The following is a 14,628-nucleotide window of genomic DNA, read 5'->3' on the forward strand; positions in this document are numbered from 1 at the left end:
GTAAATCTACTTTCTTATTTTTTATTGTATTGATTTTTTCTCATCGCAGGACTTGCAATATCCAAAAAATTTGACATTATGATCTATTATCCTAAAATTACTTTCCATTTCAATCTTCTCTTCTAAATTATCTAATAAATCAATTTCAACCTCTGAAACATTTCCACATTCTAAGCATATTAAATGATGATGTTGATGATCATCTGTATTGGTATTAAGTTCATACCTATTACATCCATCATTAAAATTTATTTTACTAACAACCTCTAATTCATCTAATAACTGTAAAGTTCTATATACAGTAGCTAAACCTATTTCAGGATATTTATCTTTAACCATCTCATAAACCTCTTCAGGACTAAGATGACTATCAGTGTTTTCTATAAATACATCATATATAACTCTTCTTTGAGTTGTAAGTTTATAACCTTTTTCTTTAAGTTTTGTTCTTAGAACTTCAAATAATGATCCCATATAAATCACCCATTTCTACTAATATACTATTATAATATATCTTTATCAATTGAATGTCAATATCAAATGCTATTAATAATCAATTGATAATAGAATGACTTTTGTTTAATTTTCTTTTTCATCTAATAGTTCCATATAGAATTTACTTACTTCATCGAATTCTTCTTGGCTTTCAATTTCAGAGAAATATGATTCTCCATCTTCACTGTTTTCCACCCTTAGTACAAGAGCTTCTTTCATATCATCTGGCTGAATTACAGCATATTCGTCTTCATCCACCTCAAAAAAATCTATTATTTCAAAATTATGTTCCTTACCTTCTTCATCTAAAAATTTGAATTTTTCACTCATTTTATTCACCCTTTCCTCTAATAGTATCTAAATAAGTTTGTAATATATATATTGCTGCTAATTTATCTACAACATCTTTTCTTTTCTTTCTGGATACATCAGCTTCTATAAGTGTTCTTGTTGCAGAAACTGTTGATAATCTCTCATCTTGATATACTATTTCAATATCTATTTTTGATTTTAATTTTTCTGCAAATTTTTTTACTTTTTCTCCTTGGGGGCCCAATGTATTGTTCATATTTTTAGGCAATCCTATTACAACTTTACTTACATTTTTTTCTTCTATTATATTTAGCATTTCTTTTAAATCATTTTTTATACCTGTTCTTCTAATCGTTTTTATACCTTGGGCAGTTAAGCCTAAAGGATCACTTACAGCTACTCCAATAGTCCTATCTCCTACATCCAGTCCTAATAATCTTTTCACCTTATCATTCCTTAAATTATTTTTATACAAAATTCAGGGCAGTATTTACCACAGTATCCACATAGTACACATTTATCTGAATCAACACTAGATTTGTTGTTTATTAAAGTAAGCGCATCATGTTTACAAGCTTTTACGCATTCATTACAGCCAATACACCACTCAGCTATATGAAGCTTTCTATTAGTTTGTCTAAGTTTATCTTTTAAATTCTCATCTATAGTTCTATTTTTTAGCAAGGATATATTTGCATCTATCTCAGCTTTAGATTGGAGTCCTATTGCTATAGAATCTAATTCTTTTATATCCTGAACAAAATTAAAAGCTTCTTCTACATTGTTTAATAGATGTCCTCCACCTAGTGGTTTCATTCCATATATTCCTTTTCCTAAATCACTACATTTTTTTATAGCATTTATCATATCGCTAGGAGAACCATCTTGTATACCAACTCCTAATTTATTTATTATAGGATGAACCACTTCTATTTCCTTATATTTTGAAGCAGCTAAAACACCTTCAACCCTATGAGTAGATATACCAATAGCCCTTATTAGTCCTTTTTCCTTAGCTTTTATAAAATATTCTATAGCTTCAAAATGTCCTCTAATAGTATGTTCACTTTCTTGTTCATGTAATAAAAACAAATCTATGTAATCAGTATCTAATTCCCTTAATGCCTTTTCTAAACTTTCCTTTGCCGTTTCATTAGAATAAGAGTAGGATTTTGTTGCTATTACAAATTTTTCTCTATCTATTTTCTTTAAAAATTTATTTATATGTGTATAATTATTATATAATTCAGCTGTATCTAAAAAATTTATACCTCTATCAAATCCATATTTGATAAGTTCCGCACCTTTATCAAAAGAAAAATTCCTTTGAAGTGGACTGATAGTAAGAGAACCAAAACATAATCTAGATACTTCAATATTTGTATTTCCTAGTTTAACCATTTCCATATATTCATCTATCCTTTATTATATCATATATTATAAAATTTACTACTATAGAATAAATAGCAGTGTTTGATTAATCAAACACTGCTATTTATTCTTTTTATATTTATTTGTTTTTTAAATAACTTCTTAAAAGTTCTTCTAATAAATCGTCTCTTTCCATTTTTCTGATTTTACTTCTAGCATTGTTATGGCTTGTTATATAAGTAGGATCCCCAGATAAAATATAGCCTATCATTTGATTTATAGGATTATATCCTTTTTCTTCTAATGCATGATATACATATTCAAGAATATCCTTTGCTTTGTTTTCATCATCTTTTGGCACATTAAATTTCATAGTTTCATTTCCTTCGCTCACAAAAACACCCCTCTTTTTATAACAATATTATATATTTATTATATAACACAAACATACTTACTTCAATTACATTTACTATTTATTTAATTGTTCTTTAACCAAAGTTTCAACTAAATTAAGTGCTTCATCTATTTTTGAAGCATATTTACCACCAGCTTGAGCCATATTAGGTCTTCCACCTCCGCCTCCACCAGTAGCTTTTGCAACTTCTCTGATTATATTACCGCAATGTATACCCCTTTTAACTGCATCAGAAGTAGCAGTAGCTATAAAGTTCACTTTATCATCCTTGTCTGTAGCAAGTACTATTATAGATTTATCTAATCTTTCTTTTATCTTATCACCTAATTGTCTTAATCCCTCTACATCTATTTCATCAACTTTCTTAGTTACAATATTTATACCATCAATATTGAATACTCCATCTAATATATTATCTAGTTTAGAATTAGCTATCTTTGAATTCAAACTATCTATTTGCTTTTGTAAGGATTTAACTTCTTCTACGTAAGATTTAGCTTTTTCTAAGACATTATCTTTATTAGATTTTAGTGTTTCTGATAAGGCTTCTAAAGTATTATCCATATCAATAATATTTTCATATACTTTTCTTGCAGTTATTGCTTCAATTCTTCTAACTCCAGATGCTATACCTGATTCAGATATTATTTTGAAAATTCCTATTTGACTTATATTATTAACGTGAGTACCACCGCAAAGCTCAATAGTATATTCACCCATTTTAACCATTCTTACATTTTCACCATATTTTGAATCAAATAATGCACTAGCTCCTAATTCTTTTGCCTTATCTATAGAAGTTTCCACAACACTTACCTCTAAAGACTCCCAGATTTTATCATTTACTTTCTTTTCTATATACATTAATTCTTCCTTTGTCAAAGCTTCAAAATGAGTAAAATCAAATCTTAATCTTTCATCTGTAACTAAAGAACCTGCTTGGTTTACATGTTCACCTACAACTTCCTTTAATGCCTTATGAAGAAGATGAGTTGCAGAGTGATTTCTTGCAATATCAATCCTTCTATCCTTATCTACTTTTGTATATATTGTATCGTTAAGACTAATATTTCCATGTTCTACTTTAACCAAATGAAGTAATTTTTCTTCATTTTTTTGAGTATCAATTACATTTCCTTTAAAATTATCATTCTCAAATATCCCCTTGTCGCCTACCTGTCCACCACTTTCCCCATAAAAAGGAGAATTTTCAAGTATTATATATCCTCTTTCATTTTCTTTTAAGCTTTCTATTGATTGATTTTCTTTTATAATTGCAATAACCTTAGATTTAGAAGAAAGATTTTCATAACCTTCAAATTTTGTTTTTATGCTTTTATCTAAACTTAAATTATTTTGATTGTCCCAATCGCTTTTACTTCCTTTTTCCCTTGCATTTCTTGCTCTATTTTTTTGATTTTCCATCTCTTTATTAAAGTCTTCTTCATTTACATCTAAACCTTCATCTTCTAATATCTCTTTTGTCAAATCGAGTGGAAAACCATAGGTATCATAAAGTTTAAATGCCTTATATCCATTTAATGTTTTTTGATTTTTATTTTGCATCTCTAGTATATAATCTTTTAAAATTTCAATTCCTTGATCTATAGTTTCCTGAAATTTTTGTTCTTCTATTTGTATGATTTTTTTTATTTGAACTTTCTTAACTTCTAAATTATCATAAAACTCCTTAAAATTATCTATTACAATATCTGCTAAATTATATAGAAAGCTATCTTTAAGCCCTAATAATTTTCCATGTCTAGATGCACGTCTAATAAGACGTCTAAGCACATAACCTCTACCTTCATTACTTGGTATTACTCCATCAGATGCTAAAAACACCATAGCCCTTATATGATCTGTAATAACTCTAATCGAAACATCAGATTTATCTTTTTCTTTATATTTTACATTTGTAATCTCTTCTATTTTATTTATTATTGATTTTATAGGTTCTATTTCAAATATATTATCTGCATCATTTAATACTGCTGTAATCCTTTCAAGACCCATTCCAGTATCTATATTTGGACTTGGTAGAGTTTTATAATTACCCATTTCATCTTTATCAAATTGAGAAAATACTAAATTCCAAACTTCTACATATCTATCACATTCACAACCTGCCTTGCAATTTTCATCTCCACATCCATATTTTTCTCCTCTATCTATATAAATTTCAGATGAAGGACCACATGGACCTACTTCTAGTTCCCAAAAGTTATCTTCTTTTCCCATCCTTACTAATTTTTTTTCTGAAACGCCTATTTCATCTTTCCAAATATTATAGGCTTCATCATCATCTAAATATACTGAAATCCATAATAATTCTTTAGATATATTTAATTCTTCTGTCATAAACTCCCAAGCCCAATTTATTGCTTCCCTTTTAAAGTAATCACCAAATGAAAAGTTTCCTAACATTTCAAAAAATGTACCATGTCTATCTGTTTTACCTACATTTTCTATGTCTCCTGTACGTACACACTTTTGACATGTTGCCATTCTTTTTCTTGGAGGTTCTTTTGTTCCTAAAAAATATGGTTTAAGTGGTGCCATTCCCGCATTTACTAAAAGTAAACTTTTATCATCCTTTGGAACAAGCGGAAAGCTTCTTACTATTAAATGATCTTTTTTTTCAAAAAAATCAAGATATTTTTTTCTTATTTCATGTAAATTATATTCAGTCATAAAACACTCTCCTTTTTTATTAAATTTAGGTACAAAAATAGACAAAGACTCTGTCCTATTAGGGACGAGCTTTGCCGTGGTACCACCCTATTTAAAATGGTTAACTCTTACATTTTTAACGGATTTATCCGAATTCTTTTTAAAGAATTAAGTTTAAGAGTAGCTTCTATATATAACTAACAAGTATTTTCACCAACCATACTCTCTCTAAAGATAATAATATATATACTATTCTCTATCATAACTATAAATATTTAATTTTCTTTATATTAATTATAAGAATTATAGGCACATTTGTCAATACTACATACTACTTATCTTTCTAATTATATGAGAAAACACTATTTTAACTGTAGTTGCTATAGGAACAGCTATAAGCATTCCAATTATTCCAAATAAATTACCAGCTACTAATAATGCAATTATTATAATTATTGGATGAAGTCCTACTTTATCACCCATTATCTTAGGCTGCAGGAAATTACCTTCAATTTGATTTACTACTATAAATAATATCAAAACCCAAAGAGCTTTTATAGGAGTATCTAAAAATGCAAAAAACATCCCAATTCCTCCACCTATTACTGCTCCAAAGTATGGAATTACATTTGTTACTCCAGCAATAAGTCCTATGGTAAAAGCATAATTTACATCTAATATCAATAATCCTATGGCTGTTAAAGTACCAACAAAAGCTGCTATTGTTAACTGTCCCCTAATAAAATTTCCTAAAGAGTAATCTATTTCACGAGATAAACTTATTAAAGAAGTTCTATGCTTATTTGGTATTGTAAGTATAACATTTTTCTTAAAATAATCTTTATCTTTAACTAAATAAAATACTATTATTGGTATTAATACAACATTTAAAGCTTTAGAGAAAAAGTTCATTATAAAATTCATAGTTCCACTTGCTGCATCTAATAATATTTCTTGTACATTTGATATATTATTTTCTATAGTATCTTTAATTTGATTTAATCCAAAAGGTAAATTATCTAAATTTTTATAGTAGTTATTATAAAAATCATTGCTAAAATTACTTATTTCATCAGTATATTTAGGTAATAATTCAACTAAATCCTTTACTTCTTTAAATATTGCTGGAATAATTAATACAGAAATAAGATATATAATACCTAAAATACCTATATATATGAGTAATATTCCAAAGACTCTTTTAACCTTCTTTTTTTCCAAAAAATTAACTAAAGGATTGATTATATAAGCTAAAGATATTGATATAATTAATGTAAATAATATACTTCTTAATCCATTAATCATAAATATAAAATATAAGATTACTATAAAAAATATTAGCAATAAAATTCCTGCGAGTCTTTTTTTACTTATATGTAATTCTTTATTCTTATCTATATATTTATTGCCAAATTGAACTAAAAAATAAGCTAAAATAGCCAAAATAAATATTATAGATACTTCTTTTAAAATATCTAATACAAAACTAAAATTCATATTCTTTCCCCCTATAATTATTAAGGCAGCTTAAGCTGCCTTAATACACTAGATCATATTTGTAAACATATTTCTAGTATTTTTCATCATTTTTCTTCTTTGTTTAGGACTCATTTTAGCTGATGCATACATTCCTACAGCAGATAAAACAGTTCCAGCAATTATACTATTCATAATTTTTTTAGTCATATTATCAGCTCCTCTATTGTAGTTTGTGCAAATTTATAAATCTAAATCAGGTAGTTTTTTGTAATTTTCTTTATTTTTTTCATATTCATCCTTAAATTTCTTATTTATTATTACAGCTTCTTCGGTTATAATCATATCTTCCATATAAGGGATAGTGTTTCTACCTTCTAATATATCTTGTATGATGCCATCAGTTAAATAAAAACCAGCTATATTTCCATTTTTTTCATCAAATATTATATCATTTATATAGCCTAAGACTTCTTTATCTTCTATTATAACTTTTAAACCCAATAATTTATTCTGCTTTTCATTTATATCTTCTAAACTTGGGAAATCCTTTAATTTTTCAATTATATTATCTTTGTCAATTGAAAAAAAATCCTTGCCTATATTGGAAATGTTTTCATATCTTATTATTTTTTCATCTTTAAAAATACCACCTTCTGAAATTACAAATGCTAATACTCGCAGTTTTTTTTCAGAAAAAATTATATCCTTTATGCTTGCTATTTGTTCTCCAGTATTATTGTTTATTATGCTATATCTCATTATTTTATTAATACTTTTCAAAAAAATCACACCTCACTTTCCTATCTGTTTTATATATTATATATATACTTATTATTAACACTCAAACTTTTTTTATTATTTTTTTTAAAAATAAAAAAAGCTACTGAAATTCAGTAGCTTAATGATGATCTTCTTTTGGCACAAAATCTTTTAGTGCTTCTATTTCTACACCACTTTTTTCAGAATAATCTTTTAGTGCAGCTTTAATAGCTTCTTCAGCAAGTACTGAACAATGCATTTTAATAGGTGGAAGTCCATCTAAAGCTTCAGCAACTGCTTTATTTGTTATCTTCAAGGCATCTTCTATAGTTTTTCCTTTTATAAGTTCAGTTGCCATACTAGATGATGCTATAGCAGAACCACAACCAAATGTCTTGAATTTTATATCAACTATTCTATCTTCCTCTATTTTAAGGTACATCCTCATAATATCTCCACATTTAGCATTACCTACTTCACCTATACCATCTGCATCTTTAATTTCTCCTACGTTTCTTGGATTAGTAAAATGCTCCATAACTTTTTCAGAATACATTAATTCTCCTCCTTTAATTCATCATATAATGGTGACATAGCTCTTAACCTGTCTACTATTACCTTTAGATTTTCTACTACATAATCTATTTCATCTTCTTTATTAAAATCTCCAAGTGATAATCTTAATGACCCATGAGCTATTTCATGTGGTAATCCCATAGCAAGTAATACATGGGATGGATCAAGAGAACCTGAAGTGCATGCTGATCCACTAGATGCTGCAATCCCTACCATATCTAAACTTAAAAGCAATGCTTCACCTTCTATGAATTTAAGTGATACATTTATATTCCCAGGTAATCTTTTTTCTGGGTGACCATTTAATTTCACATGACTGATATTATCCATTATTTTCTTTATTAATTCATCTCTTAAAGATATCATCTTTTCATTATGAGACTCTAAATTCTCATATGCAATTTCTAAAGCTTTTGTAAGTCCTACAATATTTGCTATACTTTCAGTTCCTGCTCTTCTATTTCTCTCTTGAGCTCCTCCATGTATATATGGATGTAATTTTACATTTTTTCTTATATATAGTGCGCCAACGCCCTTTGGACCATAAAACTTATGTGCAGATAATGATAATAAATCAATACCTAATTCATCTACATCAATTTCTATGTTTCCTATCGCTTGAACTGCATCTGTGTGAAAAAATATATTATTTTCTTTAGCAATTTTTCCAATTTCAGCTATAGGTTGTATAGTTCCAACTTCATTGTTAGCATAAATTATACTTATTAATATAGTATTATCTCTTATTGTATTTTTTAAATCATCTAAATCAATCATTCCATATTCATCTACATCTAAATAGGTAACTTCAAAACCATTTCTCTCTAAATATTCACAAGTATGAAGTACAGCATGATGCTCCACTTTTGTAGTGATAATATGGTTTCCTTTGTTTTTATTAGCAAGTGCAACTCCTTTTATCGCCCAATTATCAGATTCAGAGCCCCCACTAGTAAAATATATTTCTTTAGAATTTGCTCCTAATATTTTTGCTACCTGTTCTCTTGATTCATCCAATGCTTTTTTTGCTTGTCTTCCTTCTTTATATATACTTGAAGGATTTCCATAAACTTCAGTAAAATATGGAATCATACTATCTAGAACTTCTTTTTTTACTGGTGTAGTTGCAGAATTATCCATATAAATATTTCTCTTCAATTTCTCATCTCCTATTAATCATATTCTACTTTTAAAAATCAAATTTCACAATTATATATAATACATATAATTTCCATTTATGTCCTTTTGTTCATCTACCATGTTTTGTAGCGTCAAAGTATCAATTACATCATTTATACTATCTCTAATTTTAATCCAAACACCTCTTGTAACGCAGTATTCTCCTTTTGGACATTCAACCGGTTCGCCTTCTATTACACAATCAGCTGGAGCAACACTTCCTTCTAATGAACGTATTATATCTCCTACAGAAATGTCTTTTGGATCTTTTGATAAAAGGTATCCACCTTGAGCACCACGCACACTATTTACCAATCCATCTTTTTTAAGTATTGCTATTAATTGTTCTAAATAATGTTCAGATATGCTTTGCTTCTCTGCAATATATTTAAGCGCAAGAGGTCCTTTTCCAAAATGTAGAGCTAATTCAAACATAGCCTTGAGACCATATCTACCTTTTGTGGATAGTTTCATATTCTCACCCTTTCAATCCCTACTATATGGGTTGGTATTATAATTTCAGTATAATATATCCGAGTATTTTTGTCAAGATTTTATCTATATTATTTAAATTCTAAAAATTTTATACACTTACTTATATTTTATTAAGTATTAGGGTATAAGATATAAAAGGAGTTGGTAATATGGATGTAATTGAAAAGGTATTAAGGGATGTTAAAAAGAGAAACCCTCATGAGCCTGAGTTTTATCAAGCTGTAGAAGAAGTATTAACTACACTTAAACCTGTGATTGAAAAAAACGCACGATATAGAAATATAGGTATTTTAGAAAGATTGGTAGAACCAGAAAGACAAATAATTTTCAGGGTTCCTTGGGTAGATGATAAGGGAAATGTAAATGTTAATAGAGGTTTTAGAGTGCAGTTTAATAGTGCAATAGGTCCATATAAAGGCGGTATACGCTTTCATCCATCCGTATATTCAGGTATAATCAAATTCTTAGGTTTTGAACAAATATTTAAAAATTCTCTTTCCGGACTTCCAATAGGTGGAGGTAAGGGTGGATCTGATTTTGATCCTAAAAATAAATCAGATGGAGAAATAATGAGATTTTGTCAATCTTTTATGAATGAATTATACAGGCATATTGGTGCAGATGTAGATATTCCAGCGGGTGATATAGGTGTAGGAAAAAGAGAAATAGGATATTTATTTGGACAATACAAGAAATTAAAAAATGGTTATGAAGCTGGCGTTTTTACTGGTAAAGGCCTTACATATGGAGGATCACTTGTAAGAAATGAAGCTACTGGATATGGTCTTATCTATTTTGTAAAAAGAATGTTAGAAGAAAATAATCACTCTTTAAAAAACCAAAAAATCATTATATCTGGAGCTGGTAATGTAGCAATTCATGCTTGTGAAAAGTCAATTCAAATGGGTGCACATGTCATAGCTATGTGTGATTCTAAGGGATATATTTATGATGAAGATGGAATAAATATAGAAACAATCAAAAGAATAAAAGAAGTTGAAAGAAAAAGAATAAGTGAGTATGTCAAATATCATGAAAATGCAAAATATTATGAAGGTCAAAAAAATATATGGAATGTAAAATGTGATCTAGCACTTCCTTGTGCCACACAAAACGATATAACTTTAGATGAGGCAAAAAAATTAGTTGAAAATGGAGTCAAATTTATTGGTGAAGGTGCAAACATGCCTTGTACAAATGATGCACTCAAACTATTTCTTGAAAATGATATTTTAGTTGCTCCAGCTAAGGCTGCAAATGCAGGTGGGGTTTCAACTTCAGCTCTTGAAATGAGTCAAAATAGCATTCGTCTATCATGGACATTTGAAGAAGTAGATACAAAATTGAAAGAAATAATGGAGAATATTTTTGAAACAACAAGTAATTCTGCCAAGATGTATAGTGATAAAAACAACTATATTGCTGGTGCTAATATAGCTGGATTTATCAAAGTAGCAGAAGCTATGCTTTCTCAGGGCATAATATAAGCTTCCCATATGGGAAGCTTTTTTAATTATTTATTTTTCATTTGATAAATCATATGCAAGCTTTGAAGCTACAAGTGCATTATTATATACTAATTCTATATTTGATTCTAAACTTTTTCCTTGTGTTATATCTTTAATCTTAGATAATAAGAAAGGTGTAGTTTCTTTTCCTTTTATTCCTTTTTCTTCTGCTTCTTTTACAGCATTTTCTATAGCAGTATTTATCTTTTCACTATCCATCTCATATTCTTCTGGTATTGGATTACTTATTACAAGTCCACCATCTAGATTTAAATCCCATTTTGTTTTTATAGCCTTAGCAAGTTCTTTTGTATCATCAACCCTATAATCTACATTAAATCCACTTTTTCTGGTATAAAAAGCAGGGAATTCATCTGTAGCAAATCCTATTACCGGTACTCCTTGAGTTTCAAGATATTCTAATGTTAAGCCTATATCTAAAATAGATTTTACTCCTGCGCATACTACAGCAACATTAGTATGTGCTAGTTCCATTAAATCTGCAGATATATCAAAAGTTTGCTGAGCCCCTCTATGAACTCCACCTACTCCTCCAGTTGCAAAAACTCTGATTCCTACAAGATCACTTATAATCATAGTTGAAGCTACTGTTGTTGCTCCATTTAACTTTTTAGCTAATATAAATGGTAAATCACGTCTACTTGCTTTTACTACATTTTTTGCTTTCCCTAAATATTCTAGCTCTTCATCAGTTAAACCAACCTTTATTTTTCCATCTAAAATAGCAATTGTAGCTGGAATAGAACCATTTTCTCTTACTATTTCCTCTACCTTTCTTGCTGTTTCTACATTTTGAGGATAAGGCATTCCATGACTAATTATAGTTGATTCTAGAGAAACAACTGCTTTATTTTCTTCTAGTGCTTTTTTTACCTCTTCTTTTATTTCAATATATTTATTTAACATATATTCATCTCCTTTATTATTTTATTAATATTATCTTTAGATATATTTTTACTTACTGTATCATGACTTCTCATTGTAATTATAGAAGTAGCTATTGAAAATACTACACTTTTTTCAATAGGAAAATCATTTAAATGCCCATGTATTAAAGCTGCAATAAAGGAATCACCTGCTCCTGTAGCATTTATGATGTTTATCTTGGGACTTTTTATATGACCTGATACATTTTCATTCTTATAAAATACTCCATCTTTTCCAAGAGTAATAACTATATTTTTAACACCTTGATCCAGAAAAAAATCTGCTGCTTTTTCTAAATCAACTTTTGTATCTATACTAATTCCACTAAGTATTTCTGCTTCATATTTATTGGGTTTTATAGTATGAAATTTCCCTATAATATCTTTTATTTTTAAAGCCTTGGTAGTGGATACTGTATCTATAAATATATCTTTATCACTAAAATTATTAACAATATAATCTATAGTATCTTTAGATAAATTAGTGTCAATAACAATACATTTAGCCATATTTATAATTCCTGATTTTTCTCTTATATAATCACTTGTAATTTCATCAAAAATATCCATAGCAGAAATAGCAATATCCATATCACCATCACTATCTAATATAGATAAGTAGGTAGATGTAGGATGTTTTTTTGAAATTAAAATATTATCTGTAACTATATTAGAGTTTCTAAGTTCATTTAATATCTTCTTACCATATATATCATCACCTAGAGCAGAAATTAAATTGATTTTTTCCCCTAATAAAGATAGGTTTTCAGCAATGTTTCTTGCAACTCCACCTACAGAAAGTTCAACATCACCTGGATTTGAATCGTTTCTTATAAGTTTGTCTTTACTAAAACCTTGAATATCTATATTACTTCCACCTATAATTATTATTTCTTCATTGTTAAGAATATATCCTTTTCCCTTTATAATTCCCTTTTTTATTAAATTGCCAATATGAACTGCAACAGAAGATCTTTTTATATCCAATATTTCAGCAAGTTGTTTTTGGCTTATAAGGGGATTTTCACTTATTATCTTTAAAATTTCACGTTCTCTATCAGTCATCTTTTCACCAACTTAAGTTTATATTATAAGCTTATGCTTATATAATACTATATTTATTATTTTTTTTCAAGTATAATTATTATTTTTCTCTTAATTTTTTTTGATATTCATCATATTTCTTTTCAAGTTTATTATTAGCTGGTTCATAATATTTTTTGTTCTTTAAATTTCCCGGTAAATAATTTTGTTCTACATAGTGATTTTTAAAATTATGAGGATAAATATATTCTATTCCTCTTCCCATATCTTTTGAGCCTTTATAATGGCTATCCTTTAGATGATCTGGAATATCACCAATATTTCCTTTATCTAAATCATCTAGAGCTTTATTTATAGCTATATATGAAGAGTTAGATTTGGGAGAACTAGCAAGTAATACAACAGCTTCTGCTAAAGGGATTCTAGCTTCAGGTAATCCTAGTTTATAGGCTGCTTCTACAGCGCTATTTGTTATAGTTAATGCATTTGGATAAGCAAGGCCTATATCTTCAGCTGCTATTACTAAAAGACGTCTACAAATAGATATAAGGTCTCCTGCTTTTATAAGCCTTGCTAAATAATGAATAGAAGCTTGTATGTCACTTCCCCTTATAGATTTTTGAAAAGCACTTAAAGTATCATAATGATTATCTCCAAATTTATCATAATTAAAACCAGAAGTTTGAGTACACTCTTTTGCTACATCTATATCAATTGAAATAATTTCTTTATTGAAACTATAATATATTGCAGATTCTAAATCATTTAAAGATCGTCTTACATCTCCATTTGACATATTTGCTATATATTCTAGAGCTTTATCACTATATTTAATTTCTCTATCAGCTATATCTGTTTCTGCTATCTTTATAGCTCTTTTAAGTCCTTTTACTATTTCACTATTACTTATTTTTTTAAATTCAAATATAGTAGATCTACTTATTATTGCATTAAATATTGTAAAGTATGGATTTTCTGTAGTACTTGATATAAGTGTTATTTGTCCATTTTCTATGAATTTAAGTAATGATTGTTGTTGTTTTTTATTGAAATTTTGTATTTCATCTAAATACAAAAGTATTCCGTCTTTAGCTAAAAAAGTATCTAATTCATCAATAATTAATTTTATATCTTTTATTGAAGCATTAGTAGCATTTAATTTATACAATTTTTTATTTGTAGAATCTGCTATTATATTTGCCACTGTAGTTTTTCCAGTTCCTGGTGGACCATAAAAAATCATATTTGGTATATGTTTTGATTCTATTATGTTTTTAAGTAATTTATTATCACCTAATATATGAGATTGTCCTAAAACTTCATCTAATCTTTTTGGTCTTATAAGATCTGCAAGAGGTTTCATATTATCACCTTT

16 protein-coding genes and 1 other annotated feature are annotated in these 14,628 nt (G+C 27.9%); of the genes, 1 reads left to right on the forward strand and 15 read right to left on the reverse strand.

Annotated features, from left to right (window positions below; all coding sequences use genetic code 11):
- Nucleotides 1-21: 21 nt before the first annotated feature.
- From ACTHUW_RS02715 to ACTHUW_RS02770, 12 genes are all read right to left on the reverse strand, one after another.
- A complete protein-coding gene (locus ACTHUW_RS02715) occupies nucleotides 22-474 on the reverse strand; it encodes a Fur family transcriptional regulator (RefSeq protein WP_442198898.1) in 453 nt (150 codons plus the stop codon).
- 105 nt (nucleotides 475-579) lie between these two features.
- Nucleotides 580-825: a DUF1292 domain-containing protein gene (locus ACTHUW_RS02720; protein ID WP_442198921.1), complete on the reverse strand. Its 246-nt coding sequence runs from the start codon at nucleotides 823-825 to the stop codon at nucleotides 580-582.
- Between the two features lies 1 nt (nucleotide 826).
- The gene (ruvX, locus tag ACTHUW_RS02725; protein ID WP_442198899.1) at nucleotides 827-1,252 is read right to left on the reverse strand and encodes a Holliday junction resolvase RuvX; all 426 of its coding nucleotides are present in this window, start codon (nucleotides 1,250-1,252) and stop codon (nucleotides 827-829) included.
- Nucleotides 1,253-1,263: 11 nt separating this feature from the next.
- Entirely contained in the window at nucleotides 1,264-2,214 is a 951-nt protein-coding gene (locus ACTHUW_RS02730; RefSeq protein ID WP_442198900.1) for an aldo/keto reductase, read from the reverse strand.
- A 103-nt stretch (nucleotides 2,215-2,317) separates the two neighbouring features.
- Nucleotides 2,318-2,551: an IreB family regulatory phosphoprotein gene (locus ACTHUW_RS02735; protein ID WP_442197735.1), complete on the reverse strand. Its 234-nt coding sequence runs from the start codon at nucleotides 2,549-2,551 to the stop codon at nucleotides 2,318-2,320.
- A gap of 96 nt (nucleotides 2,552-2,647) precedes the next feature.
- Nucleotides 2,648-5,287 (reverse strand): alanine--tRNA ligase, encoded by a 2,640-nt coding sequence (gene alaS, locus ACTHUW_RS02740; RefSeq protein WP_442198901.1) that lies wholly within the window; start codon nucleotides 5,285-5,287, stop codon nucleotides 2,648-2,650.
- 57 nt (nucleotides 5,288-5,344) lie between these two features.
- Nucleotides 5,345-5,538 (reverse strand) — a binding site (T-box leader).
- 52 nt (nucleotides 5,539-5,590) lie between these two features.
- Nucleotides 5,591-6,763, reverse strand: a complete 1,173-nt coding sequence (locus ACTHUW_RS02745) for an AI-2E family transporter (protein WP_442197731.1) — start codon at nucleotides 6,761-6,763, stop codon at nucleotides 5,591-5,593.
- Between the two features lie 48 nt (nucleotides 6,764-6,811).
- The gene (locus tag ACTHUW_RS02750) at nucleotides 6,812-6,952 is read right to left on the reverse strand and encodes a hypothetical protein (protein ID WP_442197732.1); all 141 of its coding nucleotides are present in this window, start codon (nucleotides 6,950-6,952) and stop codon (nucleotides 6,812-6,814) included.
- A 33-nt stretch (nucleotides 6,953-6,985) separates the two neighbouring features.
- Nucleotides 6,986-7,525, reverse strand: coding sequence for a PRC-barrel domain-containing protein (locus ACTHUW_RS02755; RefSeq protein WP_442197733.1), 540 nt, complete (start codon nucleotides 7,523-7,525; stop codon nucleotides 6,986-6,988).
- A 118-nt stretch (nucleotides 7,526-7,643) separates the two neighbouring features.
- Nucleotides 7,644-8,060, reverse strand: coding sequence for a Fe-S cluster assembly scaffold protein NifU (nifU, locus tag ACTHUW_RS02760; protein WP_442198675.1), 417 nt, complete (start codon nucleotides 8,058-8,060; stop codon nucleotides 7,644-7,646).
- Entirely contained in the window at nucleotides 8,060-9,220 is a 1,161-nt protein-coding gene (gene nifS / locus ACTHUW_RS02765) for a cysteine desulfurase NifS (protein WP_442198922.1), read from the reverse strand. The genes nifU and nifS overlap by 1 nt, the downstream gene beginning before the upstream one ends.
- 69 nt (nucleotides 9,221-9,289) lie before the next feature.
- Nucleotides 9,290-9,733, reverse strand: a complete 444-nt coding sequence (locus ACTHUW_RS02770; protein ID WP_442198674.1) for an RrF2 family transcriptional regulator — start codon at nucleotides 9,731-9,733, stop codon at nucleotides 9,290-9,292.
- Nucleotides 9,734-9,903: 170 nt separating this feature from the next.
- Between ACTHUW_RS02770 and gdhA the strand changes: the two genes are divergently transcribed.
- A complete protein-coding gene (gene gdhA, locus ACTHUW_RS02775; RefSeq protein WP_442198903.1) occupies nucleotides 9,904-11,241 on the forward strand; it encodes an NADP-specific glutamate dehydrogenase in 1,338 nt (445 codons plus the stop codon).
- Between the two features lie 30 nt (nucleotides 11,242-11,271).
- Here gdhA and ACTHUW_RS02780 read toward each other — a convergent pair whose 3' ends face one another.
- From ACTHUW_RS02780 to ACTHUW_RS02790, 3 genes are all read right to left on the reverse strand, one after another.
- Nucleotides 11,272-12,189: a pseudouridine-5'-phosphate glycosidase gene (locus ACTHUW_RS02780; RefSeq protein ID WP_442212447.1), complete on the reverse strand. Its 918-nt coding sequence runs from the start codon at nucleotides 12,187-12,189 to the stop codon at nucleotides 11,272-11,274.
- Nucleotides 12,183-13,274 (reverse strand): carbohydrate kinase, encoded by a 1,092-nt coding sequence (locus ACTHUW_RS02785; RefSeq protein ID WP_442212449.1) that lies wholly within the window; start codon nucleotides 13,272-13,274, stop codon nucleotides 12,183-12,185. Before ACTHUW_RS02785 ends, ACTHUW_RS02780 begins: the two co-directional genes overlap by 7 nt.
- Nucleotides 13,275-13,353: 79 nt before the next feature.
- Nucleotides 13,354-14,616 carry a replication-associated recombination protein A gene (locus tag ACTHUW_RS02790; protein WP_442212452.1) on the reverse strand — a complete coding sequence of 421 codons (1,263 nt, stop codon included), beginning with the start codon at nucleotides 14,614-14,616 and terminating at the stop codon, nucleotides 13,354-13,356.
- Nucleotides 14,617-14,628 lie beyond the last annotated feature (12 nt).

Origin of the sequence: Senegalia sp. (in: firmicutes) (assembly GCF_052088025.1) — a bacterium.
In the GTDB taxonomy this organism is placed as follows: Bacteria; Bacillota; Clostridia; order Tissierellales; family SIT17; genus Anaeromonas.